Consider the following 22,443-nt stretch of genomic DNA (forward strand, 5'->3'; position numbering starts at 1 on the left):
TCTAGTGGGCACGGGCCAGCAAGTAGCGGACGAGGGTGGTCAGCGCGGCGGCCGAGGAGCTTTCGTCCCGGGCGTCGCAGGTGACGACGGGGGTGTCGTCGAGCAGGTCCAGGGCGTCCCGCAGGGCGCCCTCGTCGCGCAGCGGCGCGCCGTCGAAGTGGTTGACGGCGATCGCGTAGTCCAGGCCGTACTGCTCGATCAGGTCGATCACGGGGAAGGAGTCCGCGAGCCGCTCCGGATCGACCAGGACCAGGGCGCCCAGGGCGCCGCGGGCCATGTCCTCCCACATCTGCACGAACCGCTGCTGGCCGGGTGTTCCGAACAGATACAGCACGACGCGGTCGCTGATGGTCAGACGGCCGAAGTCCATGGCGACCGTGGTGGTGGTCTTGCCGTGGACGCCCTTGAGGTCGTCGACCGACTCCGCGGCCCGCGTCATCGTCTCCTCGGTCGACAGGGGCTCGATCTCGGAGATGGCGTTGATGAAGGTGGTCTTGCCCACCGCGAAGTGCCCGACGACCAGGATCTTGACGGCCGTCTGCGTTGCCCCGCCACGGACGTAGGCGCTTTCACCCAAACTTGGCGCGGAGACCATCGAGCACCTCCTGGAGGATCTCTCTGTCGGCCAGGGCGGCACGGGCCACCGGAGGCCGGGTGATGAGGTAGCCGCCCTCGGTGAGGGAGGCCAGCAGGATCCTCACGACGCCGAGGGGCAGACGCGTGTGGCCCGCGATCTCGGCGACCGAGAGGTAACCGGCCGAGCACAGGTCCAGCAGACCCTGCTCCTCGGGAGACAGCCGGGTCGGCCGCTGCCGGTGTTCGGGCGACGCCGTGACGAGGGTGATGAGCGAGAGCTGCTCCTCGTCGGGCAGGTCCCGCCCCTTGGTGATGACGTACGGACGCACTAACGGGGCGGCGTCCGGCTCCCAGGCGTCGTGGTCGGTCATGACCGGGCGCCGAGGTTCTCGCGCGGCGGCGTCGTCAGCTCCTTGCCGAGCTGGGCGACGAGCTGCTGCATACGGAAGGTGATGTCCGCCATGTCGACGTCGGGCGAGGCGGACACGCCGAGGTAGGCGCCCTCGCCGGCGGAGATCAGGAAGACCCAGCCGCCCTCGAACTCGACCAGGGTCTGCCGCCACTGCCGGGTGGCGTCCTCACAGAAGAACGCGAGGGAGCGGCTGAGGGACTGCACGCCGCTCATCGCGGCGGCCACGCGGTCCGCGTTGTCCTTGTCGAAGTCCTTCGTCCGGGCCATCAGCAGACCGTCGGCGGAGATCAGGACCGCGTGCAGGGCCCCGGGGATCTCCAGCGCGCTGTCCAGCATCCATGACAAATCGTTCACGAGACCTCATGTCCTCCGGTGCTTGCACCACGTGTGCTGCTCGTCTGGTCCGCGGTGTCGGGCCGCGCCTCGCGACCGGACTGCGTGCCGCGCTGGAAGGCGCCCATGATGGCCGCCGTCTCGGCGTCGGAACGAGCGGCCGGGCGTGCGGCCTGGGCGCTGCCGGGCACGATGGCCATGGGCCGCTTGCGCCGCCGCTTGGGCAGGCCGTCGGCCGTCGCGGACACCGCGGACGCGGGCTCGGGACCGCCCTCGAGGACCGGACCGGTGGCCGCGGCCGCGGCGGGGGCGGGGGCTTTCTTCTCCGGCATGGGAGTGAGCAGATCGTGCGGCAGCAGGACGACCGCGCGCACGCCTCCGTAGGGGGAGCTGGAGTCCACCGACACCTCGAATCCGAACCGTTCGCAGAGCACGCCGATGACCGCGAAGCCGAACTGCGGCGGGTTGCCGAGCCCCGAGACGCCGGAGACCCGCTCGTTGGAGAGCAGCTTCTCGGCGCGGGCGCGCTCCTCGTCGCTCATGCCGACACCCGCGTCGTCCACGACGATGCAGATGCCCTTGGGCACGGTCCGGATGTTGATCTCGACGATCGTGTCGGGGCTGGAGTAGCTGGTGGCGTTGTCCAGCAGCTCGGCCAGGGCCAGGGCGACCGGCTCGACCGCGCGGGCGGTGAGACCGAAGTCGACCTGGGAGAGGATCTCCACCCGGTGGTAGTGCCGGATCCGGCCCTGCGCGGAGCGGACCACGTCGTACACCGAGGCGATGTCCCGCTGGCGCCCCAGCCAGCCGTCGCACAGCACGGCGATGGACTGGGCGCGCCGGCCGAACTGCGAGTTGGTGTGGTCGATCTCGAGCAGGTCCTGAAGAATGACCGAATCGCCGTGCTTGTTCTGCAGCCGGGACACGACCAGCTGCTGCTCGGCGGCGAGACCCTGAAGCGTCCGCATGGCGGACTTCAGCACGGTCTTCGTCGCCTCCTCGGCCTGTTCCTGGGCCGCCTTCACGGACTGGGCGTAATCGTTCTCCAGCTGGGTGTAGTGGGTCTTCAACCCCTGGATCTCCTGCCGGAGAGCCCGGGCCGCCCTGCGTTGGTGGACAACGAGGGCGACCGCGGCGACCAGGGCGATGAGAAGAACCCAGACGAGCGGGTTCTCTATGTATTCCGTCATAAGACTCTCTTCAAGCGACTGACGGCGGGCTGCTGAAACTCCGTCAATGCGGTTGGACCGGCGGACCGCCCGCGGCGAGTTCCGCCCGGGCCGTCCCTGGAGTCGGAGATGCCGTTCACGCCTATCCGCCCGCTCCGCAGATCGCGGTGATCGTATCACCGGCCGAACAGGTGACCGGACGCCAAACCTCCGCACCCGCACGGCAGTTGCCGAGGCCCGGGGAGGGGCGAAAATCGGCCATCCCCGGTGCGGGCGGCGGTCGCCGGGGATTCTCCCGGACTTCACCCGCGCGTCAGCGCGGTGCGGGCGTGCGCAGGGCGAGGATGGCCACGTCGTCGCCGTTGCCGGACGGCCGGGTCCGCGTCAGCAGTTCGTCGACGTACGCCTCCAGCGGCCGCTCGATCAGGGCGGCGGCGTAGCGTCGCAGCCGTTCCAGCCCCACGTCGATGGACTGACCCGGCTGCTCCACGAGGCCGTCGGTGTAGAGCACCAGGGTCGCGCCCGGCGGCAGCAACCGGGTGGCGTCGGGGCGCGGGGCCGGGACACCGGTGCCGAGCAGCATGCCGTGCCCGTCCGTCAGGTACTGGGCCCGGCCGCCCGCGGTGACGAGCAGGGGCGGGGGGTGGCCCGCGTTGGTCCAGGACAGCTCCCAGCCCATCGTCCCGATGTCCGTCATCCGCCCGAGGACGAGGGTGGCCATGTCGGTGTCGGCCAGCCGCATGGCTGCGTGGTCCAGCCACTCGACGATCTTGCTCGGGGGCTCCTGCTGGGAGTGCGCGTAGGCGCGCAGCATGTTCCGCAGCTGCGCCATGTCCGCCGCGGCCTCCAGATCGTGCCCGACGACGTCCCCGACGACCAGCACCAGGGCGCCGTCCGGCAGCACGAACGCGTCGTACCAGTCGCCGCCGACCTGGGAGGCGTCGGGCGCGGGCAGGTAGCGGGCGGTCATCTCGACGTGCGGCAGCCGGGGCAGCTGGGGCAGCAGATGCCGCTGCATGGTCTCCGAGACCTTGCGCTGACGCTGGTAGAGGCGCGCGTTGTCCAGCGCGAGACCGGCCCGGCGGGTGATGTCCTCCAGCAGCGGCAGGTCGGCGGCGGTGAACGGGGCCGGCCGTTCGGAGCGGCCCAGGGTCAGGGCCCCGAGCACGGTGCGCAGGCCCCGGATCGGGGCGATGACCGCGGAGTGCATCCCGGTCGTGGCGAACAGCCGGGCCTGCTCGACCGCGATGCCCGAGTCCGGCTCGCCCTGGTAGGTCTCCGGGCCCGCCAGCGTGGAGGCCGCCCCGCGCAGCGCCCGTGACAGGGGCATTGGCGACTCGCCGGGGATCGGCGGCATGGGCCCGACCAGGTCGTCCCGGTAGCGCACGGTCCCGCCCTCGAAGTGGGCGACCGCGGAGCGCCACACCTCGTGCTGCTCGCTGATCAGGTCGATGACCGCCCAGTCCGCGAGGCGCGGCACCACCAGGGCGACCAGCCGGTGCAGGGCCTGCCCGGTGTCCAGGGTGGAGGTGAGCTGCGTCGTCAGCTCGGCGAGCAGCGCCAGCCGCTCCAGCTCGCCGATCTCGTCCTCGGCGGCCTCGCCGCCCGGGCCCGACTCGTCCTCCTCGGCCTGATGGAACAGCACCACGGCGCCCACCAGGCCGTCGGAGACGTACGGCGTCACCAGCCACCGCATGGGCACGAGCACGCCGTCGCCGCGCTCCACCCACAGGCCCGTGCGCTGGGTCGTGTGCCCGGCGAGGGTGGCCTGCCGTACCTCGCACCGGGTGCGGGCCACGGTCTCCCCGTAGCGGGTGCGGTGCAGCAGGTCGTGCGCGTCCTTGCCGACCAGCCGGTCGGCGGGCCGACCCAGGAGCCGCTCCGCCTCCGCGTTCACGGCCAGGATCAGGCCGTGGTCGTCCGAGACGTAGGCGGCGGCGCCGAGCGCGTCGAGGACGCGCGCGAGCCCGGCCAGCGCCTCTTCCCGCAGGCGCCGGTCGCCGTCGTCCGCGGTCCTGGAACCAGCCACGACACCACCTTCCCAGCAGCGCGGCGCATCCGCACGACAGTCACGGTGACCCTGCGTGACCGGCCTGCGGCGCGGATTCAGCGCTCGCCGGCGGCCTCGTCGCCCGAGACCAGGGCCGACCTCGGCGGGCCGTCGCCCTCCACGACCTTGGGCGTCAGCGTGACCCTGACCGTCTGGGTCTGCGCGTGGGAGTACTTCCCGTCGGCCCCCGCGTCCACGACCCACAGCCGCACCCTGGCGTTCGCCCCCGCCTCCCGGCCGACCGCGACCGTCGCCTCGATCTCCACGGGCCCCACCTCGAACCTGACGGCCTCCCCGGCGCCGTCCGCCAGCGAGGCGGCCAGCTGGCTGCGCAACTCACGGATCATGTCGGACAGTTCGATCATTCGTCCCCCTCGTCCCCCTCGTCCCCCTCGTCCCGCTCGTCCCCCTCGCGCCCTTACGCGCGCGTCGTTCCGTGACGCCGGGATGCTACCCGCGCGGGGCGGCCCGGAACGCGTCAGTCGCCATGGCCGCCGCGCCGCAGGTGCAGGGCGCGCAGGGCCGCCTCGATGGCGAAGCGGTGGTCAGGGTCGGCGAGGCGGGGGCCCAGGTGGGCGTCCAGGCCGCGCAGCCGGTAGCGGACGGTCTGGGCGTGCACGCCCAGGATCTCCCCGACCTGCTCGGCGGGCGCGCGGGTGGAGACGTGCACGCGCAGGGTCTCCAGCAGGCGGTCGCGGCGGCCGGCGGGCAGGCCGTCCAGCGGGGCCAGCTCGCGGGCGGCGAGGCGGGAGACGAGGGGCGGGTCGGACAGCAGCCAGAGGGTGACCAGATGGTCCTCGCAGCGCACCAGGGGCGCGTCGGGCACCACGCCCTCGTCGACGAGCCGGAGCACGCGGCGCGCCCAGCGCAGGGAGTCGGCCGCCTGCGAGGGCGGCACGGTCAGGCCCACCACGGCGTGCGTGCCGGCCAGGGCCGCGTCGAGCATGGTCAGCCGCTCCGCGGTGAGTTCCCCGGGGATCAGCAGATGCGGCTGAGGGCCGTCCAGATCGGCGAGGACGTCGTCCGGGAGTCCCGCCGCCAGGTGCTCGGGCAGGGACGGGCGCAGGGCGACCAGGGTGACGTCGTCGGGCAGGGGCCAGGCCGCCGCCTCGCACAGGCCGGGCAGGGCCTGGGGCAGCGGAGGGGCGGCGAGGATCAGGTGCAGCAGTCTCCTTCGCTGGGCCGGCACCTCGGAGGAGGCCCGCGCCTGCACCTCGACGTAGCCCTCGCGGGAGATCGCCTCCAACTCCTCGACGTAGGCGAACAGGGCGTCCGCGAAGGCGAGGATGACGGTGGGGGAGAGCCGGTACTGCCGGCCCACGGCCTTGGCGCGGCGCAGCGCGATGCGGGCGCCGAGGCGGTAGGCCCCCTGGAGGGTGTCCAGTTCGCGGCCCTCGTAGGCCTCGACCCGACCGAACCTGCGCAGCAGTTCGTCACGGAGCGCCGCGTTCTTGCCGGGATCGTCGACACGGTCCACGAAGGCGGACAGCGCCTGCTCGACGCCCTGGCGGATGGCGTCCGCGTTGGGGCCGTTGAGGAGACGGCCGTAGACGGGATAGGCGCGGGTGACCTCGATGCGGATCTCCTTCAGGAGACCGGGTAACTCCGGTCGCATGAAGGCCGCGAATTCCTTGGGGAGGGGTTCGAGCGGTTCACCGACCTCCGGCGGCTGCGTGGTGGAAGGCATGCGTAGTCGTCCCCTTGCTCTCCGATGCGCCCGGTGGGGGGTGCGGCCGGGTGCCGTCCACCCCGCGGGGGACGGGCGGCGCCCGGCCGGACGTCGGGTGCTGTCGCTGTCCGGTGCTTACGTCGTCCGGATGCTGAAGCTAAATCAAGTTCCTTGTGACGTACACCACTTGGACGGACTCCGGTGCGGCCGGACGCCGCGGGGCGGCAGGGACGGCCGAGAATCGTCGCTGAGCGGCCATTACCCGACGGTCGGGTAACGTCTAGTCGACCGCGGAGTGCCAGTTCCGCGCGAGGACCTGGCCCGCGTCGGGCGCGACGGTGCCCGGCGCCGTCAGGCCGGCCAGGTGGGTCTGGGCGTTGTTGAGGGTGAGGCTGTTGTTGCCGGCGGGCGAGGGCAGGCCGGTCTTGAGGTTGACCGCCGCGTCGATCAGGCCGAGCAGCCCGAGGCCGCAGCCGCTCGCCCCCGGAACCGCGAAGGTGCTGTCGTTCTGCGTGGCCCCGGTGAGGTTGATGCGGCTCATCTCCCCGTCCTCGGCCACCGTGCCGTCGCCCCGGAAGAACGAGAGGGAGAACTCGGGGTAGGTGAGGTTTCTGGGGCGCAGGACGATCGGGTTGGACTTGCTGCCGATGTAGCACCTGCTGCCGAGGAACGGGTTCTCGAGGTGGATGCGCACCGGTATGGCGACGATCGGCCGGTCCGTGAGGATGCCGGCGGTCTGGTCGAAGTCGTGGGGCGCGGCGACGGACTCGACGGTCGCGGTGATCTTGTTGAGGGTGCTGTCGCTCAGCTGTTCGCAGATCGCCGTCACCACGGGGACGCTGCTCGGGCACATCAGCCCCAGCAGTCCCCCTGGGACGGTCGCCGAGTCGGCGATGATCGCGCCCGCGGGCGGGGCGACGACGCTGCTGGTGCCGTCGGAGTTCTGGACGACGCCCATCTGGAGGTTGGTCCGGCCCGTCACCACGGTGGTCTTCCCCAGCTTGATGGAGCCGTTCGGCGAGGTGGACACCACGCACTGCGGGGTCTGCGCCAGACCGTCCGCGGCCAGCATCGCCGGTGCGTCCACGGGACAGCGGGTGAAGGGCGCCCACTCGCCGTTCGGCTGGGCGGTCGCGGCGGTCGCCGTGCCCATGGAGGCGAACGCGCCGAGGGCGGCGCCGAGCGCGGTGGCGGTGGTGGCGAGTCTCGTGCCGCGGGAGAACCGGTTCATGAAGGGGCCTTCCGTGAGGGGGGTGGGGGTTCAGCGTTCGGGGACGGGGATCTCGAGGGGCTCCAGGCCCGGGGTGCACTCGTCGGGGTTCGGCGTCTCGGTCGCGACGAAGCAGGTCTGGCCCTGCATCTGCTTGATGTAGTTGCCGGGTCCGGAGACCGAGGCGGTGAGCAGCCGGTCCAGGTCCTCGCCGCCGGCGCCGCAGCCGGTGAAGGCGGGGATGCCGACCTCGCCGGTCAGCGGGCCGCCGGACAGCAGCAGATAGCCGGTGGCGACCTCGCCGGTGACCTGTTCGCCCCTGCCGTGCAGGACCACGTGGTCGCCGGGGTGCTTCGCCGGGTCCGGCTCCGGAGAGGTGAGGGACTTCTCGGTACGGCAGTCGGGCCCGACGTCCAGCGGGGTCCCGTTCACCTCCAGCGAGGTGACCCGCAGCACCAGCGGCACCCGGACGTAGGTGTCGGTGCTGGTGAACAGGAAGTCGGTGGAGCCTGCCGAGTCGATGGTCAGGGGCCCGGTCTGCTCCAGGTGGAGGGTGGCCGTCGTCGGGGTGAAGCCGAACGTCAGGAACGTGGCCCTGAACGACGGCGTCCGCTTGCGGCCCTGGTGGTAGAGGTCCCCGGAGGAGTGCTGGGTGATGGTCGCGCCGCTGAAGTCCGGATAGAACTCGAACTGCGGCTCGCCCTGTTCGACGAGCGTGCACGACAGCGGGATCAGCGCGGCGCCCTTGAGCTTGTTCACGTTCGCGTAGCCGGTGATGTACGCGTTCAGCGACATCGGACGAGCCGGGTACTGGTCGTCGTACTTGCACGGCGGCGCGTCCCGGCGGGTTCCGAAACCGCCGGGCGGCACGGTCCCGGCGACCTCGGGGGAGCGGCCGGGCTGCCGGTCCGCGGGTTCACCGTCCGGGCGGTCAGGCGTCTCGGCCGGCGGCCGGGAGGGCGTCGCGCCGGGCGGCTGCGAGCCCGTGGCCGGGTCCGGGGTCCCGGCCGGTCCGACGAGTACGGCGGCCAGTCGGCCCCCGTTCGCGGCGTCCTCGGCGAGCGTGCACTCGACGGTGAGCGCGGCCGGCCCGGCGGCGGCGCCGTACTCGTCGGCGACCGCGCCGGGGTCGGCGGTGGCGCCGTCCGTGGGGCCGGGGGCCGCTGCGCCGTCGGCCGGGTGGAGCGCCAGGTCGACGGCCAGGTCGCCGGCGGTGAGGGTGAGTTCGCCCGCCCCGTGCCCGGTCACGGTCGGCACCTCGCCCGTCGCGGTGAGGGTCAGCGGCCCGGACGGCGGCAGCGGGACCGGCTCCCCGGTACCCCGCCAGGTGGCGCGCGCGGTGGCGCCGTGCTGCGTGAGGCCGACGTCGAGCCGGGTCTCGGCCCGGACGCCCGCCGCCCCGAGCGCGGCGAGGTCCGCGACCGCCTGCTGCGGGAACTCGACGCTGGCGGCGACGTCCGCCGGCCGGATCTCCTCGCCGACGTCCGCCCGGTCGGGAAGGGCGGCCAGGACCCGCACCGTCACCGAGCGCTCCCCGGACGGCAGGGCGCACACGTACGGCAGCGCGGTGTCGACGTCCTGCGTGCCGACGGCGACGGCCGTGGCCGGGAGGGTGGCGGCCAGCACGACGAACGCGGCGATCGCCGCGCTGCGGGCGCGGGACCGCGCCGGCGGCCGGACGGCGCTGCGGGAACCCCTCATCTCTTGCTCCGATGCTCGGCGGGCCGCGCCCGGTGACGTGCGGGCAGCCCGCGCGCCCGGCCGGGATCGCCGGCCGGACCGCCGCGAGCCGCCCGTGGCTTACGGGTTGGTGCCGACGATCTTCGGAATGGTGCTGGTGCCGGTGACCTTCACCGCGTAGTTGCCCCGGAAGGTGGGCTTGGTGGCGGTGGTGACCACCGTGCCGCAGCCGGAGGCGGAGGTGACGGTCAGTTCACCGGAGACGCTGTTGACCGCCAGGATCCCGGTGGAGTTGGTGTAGGTGGCGGAGGCCTTGCCCTGCACGTTGAACACGCAGGCGCCGGCGGTCACCTTCGCCTTGACGTTGCCCACGTAGCCCTTGGTGACGCCCGTCGAGGCGGTGTAGTCCTGCGCCACGACCGTCCACGGCGTGGTCGCCACGGTGGTGACGTTGCCGAGGACGCTGGTGCACGGCGAGGTGCTGGTGCCGAAGTTGATGGCGCTGATGGAGGCGACCGTCGCCGGGTTGCCGGTGGCGCTCTGCATGGTGCCCGACGCGGTCGACGTCGTGCACGTCATCGGGATGTTGGCGGTCAGCACGATGTTCCCGCTGTTGGTCGCCGTGTAGTTGGCGGGGGACGGGGTGACGGTCCACACCGTGGACGGCACCGCGGAGGCGGGAGCGACGGCCATGCCGAACGCGGCCGCACCCGCGCCCGCCACGACGGCGATTCTCTTCATGGGCTTTTTCATGACTCCGGGACTCTCCTTGTGGATTGGCCGGCAGAGGGGGGACCGCGTTCTGACTGAGTGAGGGAGAACGGACGGTCCGCGGCTCGGAAACCTCGGCCGCGAGCATCGACGTTACTTGCGGGAAACTTAGCCGAACAATGGAGCAGACCAAGATTCTTTGTGGAACGGAAAACATCTGCGGCGGAGTGAGCGGTCCGCGGAGCGTTTTAGTCATGCGCTGCCAAGGCGGGCCGTCCGGCAAGGGTGTTCGCCGACGCGGCGGTTTCTCACCCGATGACAAATCCGGTGCGCGGCTTTGTGTCCGCGGTGACAGGTCGGCGGCGGCCCCGCCGAACTCCGGGGGAAAACTGGGAATCGGCTCTTGCCCGCCCAGGTTACTCGACCGTAACCTGCGGAGGCCGGCGCTGATCACGCGTCGCACCGGCCTGACGTGCGCCGCGCCGGGTACGCCGGCCCGATCCCCCGGGAGGTGATGTGGGAATCGAAGTCGTGGTCGAGGGCCTGACCAAGTCGTTCGGCAGGCAGCGGATCTGGCAGGACGTCACACTCACCCTGCCCGCCGGAGAGGTCAGCGTGATGCTCGGTCCGTCCGGCACCGGAAAGACCGTATTCCTCAAGTCGCTCATAGGGTTGCTCAAACCGGAGCGCGGCCGTGTCCTCATCAATGGGGTGGACATGGTGAACAGTCCGGAGCGCGATATATACGAGACCCGGAAACTCTTCGGGCTCATGTTCCAGGACGGCGCCCTATTCGGTTCGATGTCCGTTTTCGACAACATCGCCTTTCCGCTGCGCGAGCACACCCGTAAGAAGGAGTCGGAGATCCGCCGCATCGTCATGGAGCGGATCGAGGTGGTCGGCCTCCTCGGCGCGGAGGGCAAGCTGCCCGGGGAGATCAGCGGCGGGATGCGCAAACGCGCCGGCCTCGCCCGCGCCCTGGTGCTCGACCCCCAGATCATCCTGTGCGACGAACCCGACTCGGGACTCGACCCGGTGCGCACCGCCTACCTCTCCCAGCTGCTGATCGACCTCAACGCCCGCACCGACGCGACGATGCTGATCGTCACCCACAACCTCGACATCGCCGCCACGGTCCCCGACAACATGGGCATGCTCTTCCGGCGCGAACTGGTCACCTTCGGCCCGCGCGAGGTCCTGCTCACCAGTGAGGAGCCGGTCGTCTCCCAGTTCCTCGACGGCCGGCGCGAAGGCCCGATCGGCATGTCGGAGGAGAAGGACGCCGCCACTCTCGCCGCCGAGGCCGCCGCCCCCCGCGCCGGGCAGACGACGCCGCGACGGATCGTCCCGCAACTGGAGCCCTCCCCGGGCCTCCCGCCCCGCCGGGCCGTCACCCGGCGCCGCGAACGCGTCCTGTCCCTGCTCGACCGGCTGCCACCCGCCGCCCGCGCCGCCATCGAGAGTTCCTACGCCACCACCCCGCTCCCCGTGACCACCCCGCTCCCCACGTCCGGGAGCGGCGCATGATCACCGGGGCCCTGCGGCAGACCGGGCAGCTCTTCGCCCTCGCCGCCGAGGTCGGCCGCGCGGTGTTCAGAAGACCGTTCCAGTTCCGGGAGTTCGTCGAGCAGTTCTGGTTCGTCGCCAGCGTCACCATCCTGCCCGCCGCGCTCGTGTCCATCCCGTTCGGCGCCGTCATCGCCCTCCAGGTCGGCTCTCTCACCGAGCAGTTGGGCGCCCAGTCGTTCACCGGCGGCGCGAGCGTCCTCGCCGTCGTCCAGCAGGCGAGTCCGCTCATCGTCGCCCTGCTCATCGCCGGCGCCGGGGGCTCCGCGATCTGCGCCGACCTCGGCTCCCGCACGATCCGCGAGGAACTGGACGCCATGGAGGTCATGGGCGTCTCACCCGTGCAACGCCTGGTCGTGCCCCGGGTGCTGGCCACCATGGGCGTGGCCGTCCTGCTCAACGGCCTGGTCTCGGTGGTCGGCATCGCCGGCGGCTACGTCTTCAACGTCTTCCTGCAGAACGGCACCCCCGGCGCCTACCTCTCCAGCTTCTCCGCCCTCGCCCAGCTGCCCGACCTCTACATCAGCGAACTCAAGGCCCTGGTCTTCGGCTTCATCGCGGGCATCGTCGCCGCCTACCGCGGACTGAACCCGCGCGGCGGCCCCAAGGGCGTCGGCGACGCGGTCAACCAGTCGGTCGTCATCACCTTCCTCCTGCTGTTCTTCGTCAACATGGTGATGACGGCCGTCTACCTCCAACTCGTCCCGCCGAAGGGAGGCTGACGCCCGTGGCCTCCCCGCTCCTGTGGCTGGACCGCTCCGGGGACCAGCTCCTCTTCTACGCCCGCTCGCTGCTGTGGGTCCCGCGCACCCTCGTCCGCTACTTCAGGGAGGTGCAGCGGCTGCTCGCCGAGGTCGCGTTCGGCACCGGCGGTCTCGGCGTCATCGGCGGCACCATCGGCGTGATGATCGCGATGACCCTGTTCACCGGGACGGTCGTCGGACTCCAGGGGTACGCGGCCCTGGACCAGATCGGCACCGCCGCGTTCACCGGGTTCGTCTCCGCGTACTTCAACACCCGTGAGATCGCCCCCCTCGTCGCCGGGCTCGCCCTGTCCGCGACCGTCGGCGCCGGCTTCACCGCGCAGCTCGGCGCCATGCGGATCAACGAGGAGGTCGACGCCCTGGAGGGCATGGGCATCCGCTCCCTGCCCTACCTGGTCACCACCCGCATCATCGCCGGCGTCGTCGCCATCGTCCCGCTCTACGCGATCGGACTGCTCTCCTCCTACCTGGCGTCCCGCTATGTCACGGTCCTCTTCAACGGCCAGTCCGCGGGCACCTACGACCACTACTTCAACCTGTTCCTGTCGCCCACGGACGTCCTGCTGTCCGTGCTCAAGGTGCTGATCTTCAGCGTGATGGTGGTCGTCGCCCACTGCTACTACGGCTACCGTGCCACCGGCGGCCCGGCGGCCCGGCGGGCGTCGGCGTCGCCGTCGGCCGGTCGGTGCGCAACGCCATCGTGCTGATCAGCGTCACCGACTTCTTCCTGTCGCTCGCCCTGTGGGGCGCCACCACGACCGTGAAGGTGGCGGGTTGAGATGAGCGAATCCCGAGGCGCGACGCTGCGCCGCCGGCTCGCCGGGGTGGTGTTCCTGCTGGCGCCCGCCCTGCTGGTGTGGCTGGCCGTCGCCGTCTACGACAAGAGGTTCACCGACTCCGCCCGGGTCGTCGTGGAGACCGGCAGCGTCGGCAACGAGATGCACCTGGGCGCCGAGGTCAAGCTGCGCGGCGTCGTCGTCGGCGAGGTCCGCGCCATCGACGCCACCGACGACGGAGCCCGGCTCACCCTCGCCCTGAGCCCCGGCGCCCTCGCCGACATACCGGCCGACGTGAGCGCGCAGATGCTGCCGACGACCCTGTTCGGCGAGCGGTTCGTCGCCCTCGTCCCGCCCGAGCGGCCCACCGTCGAGCGGCTCGCCGCAGGCGCGGTCATCCCGCAGGACCGCTCCGCGAACGCCGTCGAACTGCAGCAGGTCCTCGACAACGTGCTGCCGATGCTCACCGCCGTCCAGCCGCAGAAGCTGTCCGCGACCCTGTCCGCCGTGTCCCGGGCGCTGGAGGGCCGCGGCGAGCGGCTCGGCGCCACGCTCACCCGGCTCGACGCGCACCTGCGCGAGTTCAATCCCCATCTGCCGGCCCTCAACCGCGACCTGAAGGAACTCGTGAAGGTCGGCCACCTCTACGCCGACGCCGCACCCGAGGTCCTCACGGCGCTCACCGACTTCACCACCACCAGCGGCACCCTCGCCGAGAAGGAGAGCGAACTGGCCGGCGCCTTCGGCGCCACCACCCGGGCCGCCGAGGACCTGACGGCCTTCCTGCGGGCGAACGAGCGCACCATCATCCGGCTCTCCGCCGCTTCCCGGCCCACCCTGGAACTGCTCGCCGAGTACTCCCCGTCCTTCCCCTGCACCCTGCGCACCCTCGCCGACTTCGTCCCCGCCATGGACAAGGCGCTCGGCAAGGGCACGGACCGGCCCGGACTGCGGGTCGACGTCACCACCGTGCCCTCCCGCGGCGCCTACGTCCCCGGCCGGGACACCCCGTCGTACGACGCCGGCGGAGGCCCCCGCTGCCACCCCGTCCCCTACCTCGGCGTGCCCGCCGAACCGGCCGCGCAGCCCCCCGCGTCCGCCGCCCAGGACCTCGGGCCCGCCAACTCCCCGCAGGAGAACGACCTGGTCAACGAACTGCTCGCGCCCGGCGCCGGGAAACGCCCCGCCGACCTGCCGGACTGGAGCAGCCTGCTCGCCGGCCCCGTGCTGCGCGGCTCGGAGGTGACGCTGCGATGAGACCCCGGCACGGCAAGGACCGCACCGAGCGCTCCGCGCACACCCGCCGCCGCCCCCTGACCGGCCCCCTGCTGAAGTCCCTCGCCTTCCTGCTGGTGACCGCGACGGCCACGACCGTGCTCGGTCTGAGCGTCGCCGGCACCGGCGTCGGCGACGGCAGCCGCTCCTACAAGGCGCTGTTCACCGACGTCACCGGCCTCGTCGCCGGCGACAGCGTACGCATCTCCGGCGTCGAGGTCGGCGAGGTCACCGACGTCCGCGTGGTCGAACGGCGCACCGCACAGGTCACCTTCACCGTCGACGAGGACCGCACCCTGCCCCGCTCCACGACCGCCGCCGTGAAGTACCTCAACATGGTCGGCCAGCGCTACATCGCCCTGGACCGCGGCAGCGGAGACCTCGCCGGCTCCCTCGCCGGCGGCGACACCATCCCCCTCGACCGCACCGCGCCCGCCCTGGACCTGACCCTCCTCTTCAACGGCTTCAAGCCGCTGTTCGAAGGGCTCTCCCCGAAGGACGTCAACGAACTCGCCGGCTCCATCGTGCAGGTGCTGCAGGGCGAGGGCGCCACCGTCGACAGCCTCGTGCGGCACATCGGCTCGCTCAGCACGACCGTCGCCGCCAAGGACAAGGTGATCGGCGAGGTCGTGGCCCACCTGAACACGGTGCTGACCAGCCTCAACGACCGCGAGGCCGACTTCGACGACCTGGTCGACACGCTGCGCAGGCTGGTCTCCGGCTTCAACGAGGACCGCGAGCCGCTGGGCAGGGCCGTCACCGCCATGGGCGAGCTGACCACGGTGACCGCCGGCCTCCTGGACGAGGGACGCGAGCCGCTCAAGGAGGACATCCGCGAACTGGGCCGCCTCTCCCGCAACCTCGGCGACGCCACCGGGCGCATCGAGGACTTCCTCGCCCGGACGCCCGCCAAGATGACCGCGCTGGCCCGCCTGTCGTCGTACGGCTCCTGGTTCAACCTCTACCTCTGCGAGGCCCGGGTCGGCGGGGTCGGCACCTCGGACGGCTCCCGCCCGCCGACCGGGATCGCGGTCACCGAAGCGAGGTGCGGCGCATGAGACTCAAGCCCGTCAAGGAACGCGACCCCGTCGCCGTGGCGCTCGTCGGCCTGCTCCTGCCGGCGCTGCTGACCCTGCTCGCCTACAACGCCGACCGGCTCTCCCTGTCCGGCGGCACCGCCTACAGCGCCGACTTCTCCGAGGCGGCCGGCCTCGACGTGGGCGACGAGGTGCGGATCGCCGGCGTCAAGGTCGGCGAGGTCACCGGCGTCGCGCTGGACCGCGACCGGGTCAAGGTCGGCTTCGAGGTCGAGGATGCCTGGATCGGCGACCGCACCACCGCGGCCATCGCCGTCAAGACGCTGCTCGGCGACAAGTACCTCGCCCTCGACCCGCTCGGCACGGCCCGCCAGGACCCCGGCGCCCGCATCCCCCTGGCCCGCACCACCTCGCCGTACGACGTGACCCAGGCGCTGCAGGACCTCAGCGGGACCGTCGACGCCATCGACACCCGCCGGCTCGCGGAGAGCTTCGAGACCATCTCGAAGACCTTCGAGAACTCGCCGCCGCACGTCCGCAAGGCCGCCACCGGACTGTCCGAGCTGTCCGAGTCCGTGTCGAAGCGGGACCGGGAGCTGTCGCAACTCCTGGACGGCAGCGCCCGGTTCAGCCGGACCCTGGAGAACAAGAAGTCCAGCTTCGAGACCCTCGTCGAGGACGGCGGCTCCCTCCTCGGCGAACTCCAGGACCGCCGCGACGCCATCGACGCCCTGCTGGAGGGCAGCCGCGCCCTCGCCACCGAACTCGACGGCCTGGTCCAGGACAACAACCGCCAACTCGGGCCCACCCTCAAGGCGCTCGGCCGCGTCACCACGGTCCTGGAGCGCAACACCGACCAGCTCGACCGGACCCTGGCACTGGTCGGCCCCTACTACCGGCTGATCGGCAACACCCTCGGCAACGGCCGCTGGTTCGACAGCTATCTCTGCGGGGTCGTGCCCCGCGACTACCTGCCCGCACAGTCCCGGCCGGAGAGCGGATGCATGCCGCCGAAGCAGCCGGCGCAGGCCCCGGGAAGCGGTGAGCGATGAGCAGGCGCAGCAGACTCCTCGCGGCGGCAATCGCCCTCGCCGTCGTCGCCGCCGGACTGGCCGCCGTGCGGGCCCTCGACGACACCGGCCTGCGCCTGACCGCCTACTTCGACCGGGCCGTCGGCATCTACGCCGGGTCCGACCTGCGCATCCTCGGCGTCCGGGTCGGCGAGGTGGAGTCGGTGCGGCCGCAGGGCACCCGGGTGCGGGTGGAACTGGCGGTCGACGAGGGCGTACGGGTGCCCCGGGGAGCGCGGGCCGTGGTGGTCGCCCCCAGCGTCGTCGCCGACCGCTTCGTGCAGCTCACCCCCGCCTACCGGTCCGGGCCCGCCCTCGCCGACGGCGCGGTGCTGCCCGCCGACCGCAACCGCATCCCGGTCGAGATCGACCAGCTCTACGCCTCCATCACCGACCTGAGCAAGGCCCTCGGCCCCGACGGCGCCAACTCCGCCGGCGCCCTGTCCGAGCTGCTGACGACCGGCGCCGCCAACCTCGACGGCAACGGTGAGGCGATCGGCGACAGCATCGAGGAGTTCGGCAAGGCGGCCAAGACCCTCGACGGCTCCAGCGAGGAACTCTTCGCCACGCTCGCCAGGCTGCAGTCGTTCACCACCATGCTCAAGGAGAAGGACGGCGACGTGCGCACGGCACAGGAGCGGCTGGACACGGTCGTGACGTTCTTCGCCGACAACAAGGACGACCTGGCGGGCGCCCTGGAGGAACTCGGCACCGCCCTCGGCCGGGTCAAGACCTTCATCGAGGACAACCGGGGCGAGCTGAAGAAGAACACCGAACGGCTGGTGCCGATCACCGAGACCCTGGTCCGGCAGCGGGCCTCGCTCGCCGAGGCCCTGGACGTGGCGCCGCTCGCCGCGGGCAACGTCGTCGGCGCCTACAACCCCCGCACCGGCACGCTCGACGGGCGGGCCAACCTCAACGAGATCAGCATGGGCGGGCCGCTGCTGCCCCTGCCCGCGACCGGGGGGTCGCAGAGCGGCGATCCGGCGCCCGCGGGGGAGGAGCGGCGGTGAGGCGCGCAGCGTTCACGGCGCGCGGCGTGGCCGCGGGCGCCGGGCTCGGCATCGGCGGACTGCTGGCCCTCGGTCTCGGGTTCACCCTGGCCGTCGGCGCGCTGTCCGTCCCCCTCCCGCGCTTCGACGGCATCGAGGACCTGCCGCTGCCCGGCGGCGCCGACCTCGGCCCCCGCCCCTACACCGTCACCGCCGAACTGCAGGACGCCCTCAGCCTGGTCCCGCAGGCCGCCGTCAAGGTCAACGACGTCGCCGTCGGCCGCGTCACCGGCATCCGCCTGGGCGACGACTGGTCCGCCCGCGTCACCATGAAGATCAACGGCGACGTGCGGCTGCCCGCCGACGCCGGCGCCCGTCTCGAACAGTCCAGCCTCCTCGGCGAGAAGTACGTCCAGCTCGTCGCGCCCACCGAACCGGCCACCGCCGAACGGCTCCGCGACGGCAGCGTCATCCCCGTCTCCCGCACCGGCCGCAACACCGAGGTCGAGGAGGTCTTCGGCGCCCTGTCCCTGCTCCTCAACGGCGGCGGCGTCAACCAGCTCAGGACCATCACACGGGAGCTCAACGCCGCCCTCGGCGGGCGCGAACCCGAGGTGCGCTCCATGCTCGAACGGGTCGAGGAACTGGTCGCCGACCTCGACGCCCACCGCGGCGACATCACCGGCGCCCTCGACGCCGTCAACCGGCTCGCCGCGACGCTCGCCGACCGCGACGACGACGTCCGCACCGTCCTCACCGACCTCTCGCCCGGCCTGAAGACCCTGGAGGAGCAGCGCGGTTCGCTGCTGACGATGCTGCGCTCCCTGGACACCCTGTCCGGCGTCGCCGTCGCCACCGTCGACGCGAGCAAGGACGACATGATCGCCGACCTCAAGGCCCTCGCGCCCACCCTCGAGGCGCTCGCCGACGCGGGCGCCGACCTCCCCGACTCCCTCCAGGTGCTGCTGACGTACCCGTTCACCGACGAGGTGCTGCGCGGCGTCCGCGGCGACTACCTCAACGTGTACCTGACCATGGCAGCCGTCCCCGGCACGCAGGTGATTCCGCCCCTGGTGCCGCGGGGAACGGCGAAGAAGCCCTCCGGCGAGGGGAGGCCGGCGTCCCCGCCCGTGCCGCTGCCGTCGGTGTCCGCGCCGACGGGAACAGGAGGCGAACCGGGATGATCACCCTCGCCGTACGGCTGAAGAACCTCGCCTTCCTCGTCATCGCCGTCCTCGTCCTCGGCTTCCTCGGCATCCGCTACGCCGACCTCGGCCGGTACGTCGGCGTCGCCGACCACTACACCGTGGACGTGGAACTGCCGCGCACCGGAGGTCTGTTCACCCACTCGGACGTCACCTACCGGGGCGTGTCGGTCGGCCGGGTGGGGCCGATCGACCTCACGGCGGACGGGGTCGTCGCCGAACTGCGCATCAAGAAGTCCGCGCCCCGCATCCCCGCCGACACGCGGGCGGTGGTGGCAGGGCTGTCCGCGGTCGGCGAACAGTACATCGACCTGCGCCCCGACAGCGACGGCGGCCCTTACCTCGCCGACGGCGCGCGCATCGAGCGGTCCGACACCGAGGTGCCCGCGCCCGTCACCGACGTCCTCACCGGCGTCAACGACCTGACCACGTCGGTGCCGCTGGAGGATCTGCGCACGGTAGTGGACGAGTTCGGCAAGGCCTTCGAGGGCCACGGCGACGACCTGGAGGCGCTGCTGGACAACGGCAGCGCCTTCATCGAGGCCGCCGACCGCGCCCTGCCGACCACGACCCGGCTGATCACGGACGCCGAGACCGTCCTGCGCACCCAGGCGGAGGAGGCCGAGGCCATCCGCGGCTTCGCCACCGGCGCCGAGGAACTCGCCCGCGCCCTCAAGGGCTCCGACGCCGACCTGCGCCGACTGCTCACCGTGACCCCCGATGCCGCGACCCAGGTCAGCGGCCTCCTCCAGGACCTCGACCCCAGCCTGGGCGTCGTCCTCGCCAACCTGCTCACCACCTCCGAGATCGCGGTCACCCGCCAACGCGGCCTGGAGGAACTCCTCGTGAAGTACCCGGCGGCCGTCTCCGCCGGCGCCACCGCCGTCGAGGGAGGAAAGATGCGGCTCGGCCTGGCCGTCACCTTCTTCAAGCCCTTGCCCTGCACCGCCGGTTACGGCGGCACCCGCTACCGCAACGGCCTCGACCTGGGCACCGCCCCCGCCCTCAACACCGGCGCGTCCTGCACCGCGCCGGCCGCGAGCGGGGTCAACGTCCGCGGCTCTGCCAACGCCCCCAGGGGCGGACCGGTTCCCGCGCCGGCCAGGCCCGGCTCCCTGCCCTCGGGCAGCAGCCGGGCCGGGACCGGCGCACCCGCCGCGTCGCTGCCGGGCGCGCTCGCCCTGCCGGGGACGGGCGGGAGCATCCGCCCGGACGGCCTGGCCGGGCTGCTGGTCCCGGACCCGGGGGCGGGCCGATGACACGGGGCCGACTGCTCACGGGCACGATGCTGGCGCTGGCGCTGGGCTTCTGCGGGGCGGGCGCATGGAGCTACGCCCAGGCGCGGGGCGACGACTCCCTCGCTCACGGCCGGGCACGCGACGCGGCGCTGGCCGACGGGCGCGAGGCCCTGGCCGTGCTCCACACCCTCGACGCCTCGTCCCCGCAGCGCGCCCGGGCGGGCATCCGGGCCTGGCGCGCCGCCTCGACCGGCCCGCTCGGCGACGAACTGGCCCGCACCGAGGCCAGGTCGGGCGCATCCGCGCGGGGCACGGTCACCGAGGCCGCCGTCACCGCCCTGGACGCCCGGTCCGGCACGGCGAAGCTCATCGCGACCGTGCGCGTGGAGGTCACGCCGGCCGGCGCGAAGACGCCGACCACGGACCGCAAACGCCTGGAGGCCGTCCTGGCCCGCACGGGCGACGGGGAGTGGAAGGTCAGGGCACTGAGCGCCGTACCGCTCGCGCGGACGGCGGGGGAGGACGACGGCCGATGACACGGCTCCTGCACATCCGGCGGCCGTGGGACGAGGCCGGCGACGGCCCGGACGCCGAGACGGTCGCCCAGGGCGACGGGGCCGGGGGCGCTCCGGACGCCGACACCGTGGCCGGGGGCGACGGGACCGAGGGCGAGCAGGGGAAGGAAGCGAGCGCCCCGCGCCCGTCACGCACTCGCCTGCGGCTCGCCGCCCCGGCCACGGCCGCCGTCGCGCTGGTCCTCGCCGGCTGCGGATTCTTCCACCACGCCCACGAGCTGAGGACCGATCCGTCGGCGCGCAACCGCGCGCTGACCGACACCGAGGCCACCACCCGCGTCGCCGGGGACGTCGGCAGCGCCCTCGCCCGCGTCTTCTCGTACGCGCCGGACGGCCTCGCCGCCACCGAGCGGTCCGCGCGCTCCGTCCTCACCGGACGCGCGGCCCGCCAGTACGCCGAGCTGATGGAGCGGGTCCGCGCCGACCTCGCCGGGCAGCGCGTCACCCTGAGCACCCAGGCCGTCCGTACGGGAGTGGTCGAACTGGACGGCGACACGGCGACGTTGCTCGTCTTCCTCGACCAGATCTCCCACCGCGGCAAGGAGGAGCCCACCACCGCGGCGGCCCAGCTCACCGTCACCGTCCGCTGGCAGAACGACCGGTGGCGGATCGCCGACATCAAGGCCCGCTGAACGCACGGCGGAGAGGGGAGACCACCATGCAGCGCACAGCACGCGCCTCGGCAGCGTTCCGGTCACTGCCGGTCGTGGCAGCCCTCGCCCTCACCCTCGTCGCGGGCGGATTCGCGGCGTGGACGGGCTGGGGCTGGTACGACGCCGCGCACGACGACTCGGCCGCCTACGCCGCCCAGCGCGACCAGGCCCTCGCCGCCGGTGAGCAGGCCGTCCAGAACCTCAACACCCTGGACCACCGCAGCCTCGACCGGGGCCTGGACCTGTGGGAGTCGTCCACGACCGGCGAACTCCACGACCAATTGGTGGCCGGACGCGAGGAGTTCGCCGACCAGGTGCGGAGCGCGAAGACCGTCACCACGGCCCGCGTCCTGTCCGGCGCCGTCACCGAACTGGACGACCGGGCCGGCCGCGCCCGCATCCTGGTCGCCCTGCGGGTCACGGTGAAGGCGCCCGGAGACGCGAGCACCGACAAGGACAGCCGCATGCTCGGCGAACTCACCCGCACGGGCGGCCGGTGGAAGCTCAGCGCCCTGGGCCAGGCCCCCGTCGGCGGCACCCCGGCCGGCTGACCCCGGCCGCCGCACGAGAGGACGACACGCCATGCCGACGACCCGACACCACATCAACAGCCGGCGCCGCCGCCAGGCCCGCGAGGCGACCCGGACGCCCCTGCCCACCCCCGCGGGCGCCGCCCGTGTCGCCGCACTCCCGAAGCGTGCCGCCGCCCCACCCGCGCCCACGGACGGCGGGCGCGAGCGCACAAGACCCCGCTCCCGGCCGCAGGCCCCGCTCTCCCTGGTGCTGCTGTGCCTGCTGACCCTCGCCCTCGGCGGCTTCGCCGGCTGGGCGCACGCACGCGCCGAGAGCCTGCGGGACGACCCGGCGACACGCAACACGGCCCTGACCGACGCCGCCCGCACCAGCGAGATCAAGGGACAGACGGCCAAGGCCGTCGCCGCGCTCTTCTCCTACGACCACGCCGACCCCGCCGCCTTCGAGAAGGCCGCCCGGGAACTGCTCACGGGCCGGGCCGTCGCCCAGCACCGGACCCTGCTCGACGCCGTCCGGGCCGGCGCCCGGCAGCAGAAGGCGGTGATCACCACCACGGTCACGGACAGCGCGGTCGAACGCATCGACGGCGACCGCGCCCGCGTCCTGGTCTACGCCGACCAGAGCAGCGTCAGCACCGCCGGCACCAAGGACGCCGCAGGCGAGGGGGCCGACCGGGGCACGTACGCCGGGGCGATGCTCGCCGTGGACGTCGTACTGCGCGACGGCCGCTGGCTCGTCTCCGGCATCGACACCTTCGGCCGCTGAACACGGCAGGCCGCCCGGCCGGACGGCCGCCACCGGAGACGTCCGTGCCTCGGCCATCGAGGACGTCCGCGCCCTGCTCGACCGTTTCCGGGACGACATCGCCCGGCACCGCGCCGAACTGCCACTGGCGGACACCCTGACGGCCGTCGCGTCGGACGTCGACAGCCGCCTCGAAGACCCCCC

The 22,443-nt window shown here is 72.8% G+C and carries 22 protein-coding genes and 1 pseudogene; 13 read left to right on the forward strand and 10 right to left on the reverse strand.

Features of this window, described 5'->3' with window-relative positions:
* Position 1: 1 nt before the first annotated feature.
* From ACZ6KF_RS16210 to ACZ6KF_RS16255, 10 genes are all read right to left on the reverse strand, one after another.
* Positions 2-595: a GTP-binding protein gene (locus ACZ6KF_RS16210; RefSeq protein ID WP_356637134.1), complete on the reverse strand. Its 594-nt coding sequence runs from the start codon at positions 593-595 to the stop codon at positions 2-4.
* On the reverse strand, positions 570-947 hold the full coding sequence (locus ACZ6KF_RS16215; protein WP_356637132.1) for a DUF742 domain-containing protein: 378 nt from the start codon (positions 945-947) through the stop codon (positions 570-572). Before ACZ6KF_RS16215 ends, ACZ6KF_RS16210 begins: the two co-directional genes overlap by 26 nt.
* Positions 944-1,324, reverse strand: a complete 381-nt coding sequence (locus ACZ6KF_RS16220; RefSeq protein ID WP_356637154.1) for a roadblock/LC7 domain-containing protein — start codon at positions 1,322-1,324, stop codon at positions 944-946. Before ACZ6KF_RS16220 ends, ACZ6KF_RS16215 begins: the two co-directional genes overlap by 4 nt.
* Before the next feature lie 14 nt (positions 1,325-1,338).
* The gene (locus ACZ6KF_RS16225) at positions 1,339-2,511 is read right to left on the reverse strand and encodes an ATP-binding protein (RefSeq protein ID WP_356637130.1); all 1,173 of its coding nucleotides are present in this window, start codon (positions 2,509-2,511) and stop codon (positions 1,339-1,341) included.
* Between the two features lie 292 nt (positions 2,512-2,803).
* On the reverse strand, positions 2,804-4,519 hold the full coding sequence (locus ACZ6KF_RS16230) for a PP2C family protein-serine/threonine phosphatase (RefSeq protein WP_469238818.1): 1,716 nt from the start codon (positions 4,517-4,519) through the stop codon (positions 2,804-2,806).
* Between the two features lie 77 nt (positions 4,520-4,596).
* Positions 4,597-4,905, reverse strand: coding sequence for a trypco2 family protein (locus ACZ6KF_RS16235; RefSeq protein ID WP_469159273.1), 309 nt, complete (start codon positions 4,903-4,905; stop codon positions 4,597-4,599).
* A 113-nt stretch (positions 4,906-5,018) separates the two neighbouring features.
* Positions 5,019-6,227: a PucR-like N-terminal domain-containing protein gene (locus tag ACZ6KF_RS16240; RefSeq protein WP_356637126.1), complete on the reverse strand. Its 1,209-nt coding sequence runs from the start codon at positions 6,225-6,227 to the stop codon at positions 5,019-5,021.
* Positions 6,228-6,489: 262 nt separating this feature from the next.
* Positions 6,490-7,440 carry a hypothetical protein gene (locus ACZ6KF_RS16245; RefSeq protein ID WP_469159271.1) on the reverse strand — a complete coding sequence of 317 codons (951 nt, stop codon included), beginning with the start codon at positions 7,438-7,440 and terminating at the stop codon, positions 6,490-6,492.
* Positions 7,441-7,470: 30 nt separating this feature from the next.
* Complete coding sequence (locus ACZ6KF_RS16250; RefSeq protein WP_469238820.1) at positions 7,471-9,120, reverse strand: DUF6801 domain-containing protein; 1,650 nt, start codon at positions 9,118-9,120, stop codon at positions 7,471-7,473.
* A gap of 99 nt (positions 9,121-9,219) precedes the next feature.
* Positions 9,220-9,852, reverse strand: coding sequence for a hypothetical protein (locus ACZ6KF_RS16255; protein WP_356628536.1), 633 nt, complete (start codon positions 9,850-9,852; stop codon positions 9,220-9,222).
* Between the two features lie 474 nt (positions 9,853-10,326).
* On the opposite strand from ACZ6KF_RS16255, the gene ACZ6KF_RS16260 reads away from it, so the two are divergent.
* The 13 genes and pseudogenes from ACZ6KF_RS16260 to ACZ6KF_RS16320 all read left to right on the forward strand — a co-directional run bounded on the left by ACZ6KF_RS16260 (position 10,327) and on the right by ACZ6KF_RS16320 (position 22,260).
* The gene (locus tag ACZ6KF_RS16260; RefSeq protein WP_469238822.1) at positions 10,327-11,337 is read left to right on the forward strand and encodes an ABC transporter ATP-binding protein; all 1,011 of its coding nucleotides are present in this window, start codon (positions 10,327-10,329) and stop codon (positions 11,335-11,337) included.
* Positions 11,334-12,098 carry an MlaE family ABC transporter permease gene (locus ACZ6KF_RS16265; protein ID WP_356628540.1) on the forward strand — a complete coding sequence of 255 codons (765 nt, stop codon included), beginning with the start codon at positions 11,334-11,336 and terminating at the stop codon, positions 12,096-12,098. Before ACZ6KF_RS16260 ends, ACZ6KF_RS16265 begins: the two co-directional genes overlap by 4 nt.
* Before the next feature lie 5 nt (positions 12,099-12,103).
* A pseudogene (locus tag ACZ6KF_RS16270) lies at positions 12,104-12,918 on the forward strand (MlaE family ABC transporter permease).
* A gap of 1 nt (position 12,919) precedes the next feature.
* Positions 12,920-14,173, forward strand: a complete 1,254-nt coding sequence (locus ACZ6KF_RS16275) for an MCE family protein (protein WP_356628544.1) — start codon at positions 12,920-12,922, stop codon at positions 14,171-14,173.
* Complete coding sequence (locus tag ACZ6KF_RS16280) at positions 14,170-15,249, forward strand: MCE family protein (protein ID WP_469238825.1); 1,080 nt, start codon at positions 14,170-14,172, stop codon at positions 15,247-15,249. Before ACZ6KF_RS16275 ends, ACZ6KF_RS16280 begins: the two co-directional genes overlap by 4 nt.
* On the forward strand, positions 15,246-16,280 hold the full coding sequence (locus ACZ6KF_RS16285; protein WP_469238827.1) for an MCE family protein: 1,035 nt from the start codon (positions 15,246-15,248) through the stop codon (positions 16,278-16,280). The genes ACZ6KF_RS16280 and ACZ6KF_RS16285 overlap by 4 nt, the downstream gene beginning before the upstream one ends.
* Positions 16,277-17,311, forward strand: a complete 1,035-nt coding sequence (locus tag ACZ6KF_RS16290) for an MCE family protein (protein WP_356628550.1) — start codon at positions 16,277-16,279, stop codon at positions 17,309-17,311. The genes ACZ6KF_RS16285 and ACZ6KF_RS16290 overlap by 4 nt, the downstream gene beginning before the upstream one ends.
* Positions 17,308-18,474, forward strand: coding sequence for an MCE family protein (locus tag ACZ6KF_RS16295; RefSeq protein WP_469176913.1), 1,167 nt, complete (start codon positions 17,308-17,310; stop codon positions 18,472-18,474). The genes ACZ6KF_RS16290 and ACZ6KF_RS16295 overlap by 4 nt, the downstream gene beginning before the upstream one ends.
* On the forward strand, positions 18,471-19,754 hold the full coding sequence (locus ACZ6KF_RS16300; protein WP_469159264.1) for an MCE family protein: 1,284 nt from the start codon (positions 18,471-18,473) through the stop codon (positions 19,752-19,754). The genes ACZ6KF_RS16295 and ACZ6KF_RS16300 overlap by 4 nt, the downstream gene beginning before the upstream one ends.
* A complete protein-coding gene (locus ACZ6KF_RS16305) occupies positions 19,751-20,269 on the forward strand; it encodes a hypothetical protein (protein ID WP_469159263.1) in 519 nt (172 codons plus the stop codon). The genes ACZ6KF_RS16300 and ACZ6KF_RS16305 overlap by 4 nt, the downstream gene beginning before the upstream one ends.
* Positions 20,266-20,940: a hypothetical protein gene (locus ACZ6KF_RS16310; RefSeq protein WP_469159262.1), complete on the forward strand. Its 675-nt coding sequence runs from the start codon at positions 20,266-20,268 to the stop codon at positions 20,938-20,940. Before ACZ6KF_RS16305 ends, ACZ6KF_RS16310 begins: the two co-directional genes overlap by 4 nt.
* A 26-nt stretch (positions 20,941-20,966) precedes the next feature.
* Positions 20,967-21,512: a nuclear transport factor 2 family protein gene (locus ACZ6KF_RS16315; protein ID WP_356628560.1), complete on the forward strand. Its 546-nt coding sequence runs from the start codon at positions 20,967-20,969 to the stop codon at positions 21,510-21,512.
* Between the two features lie 31 nt (positions 21,513-21,543).
* Positions 21,544-22,260, forward strand: coding sequence for a hypothetical protein (locus ACZ6KF_RS16320; protein ID WP_469238829.1), 717 nt, complete (start codon positions 21,544-21,546; stop codon positions 22,258-22,260).
* Positions 22,261-22,443: the final 183 nt, after the last annotated feature.

This window comes from Streptomyces sp. NPDC046379, assembly GCF_055587785.1.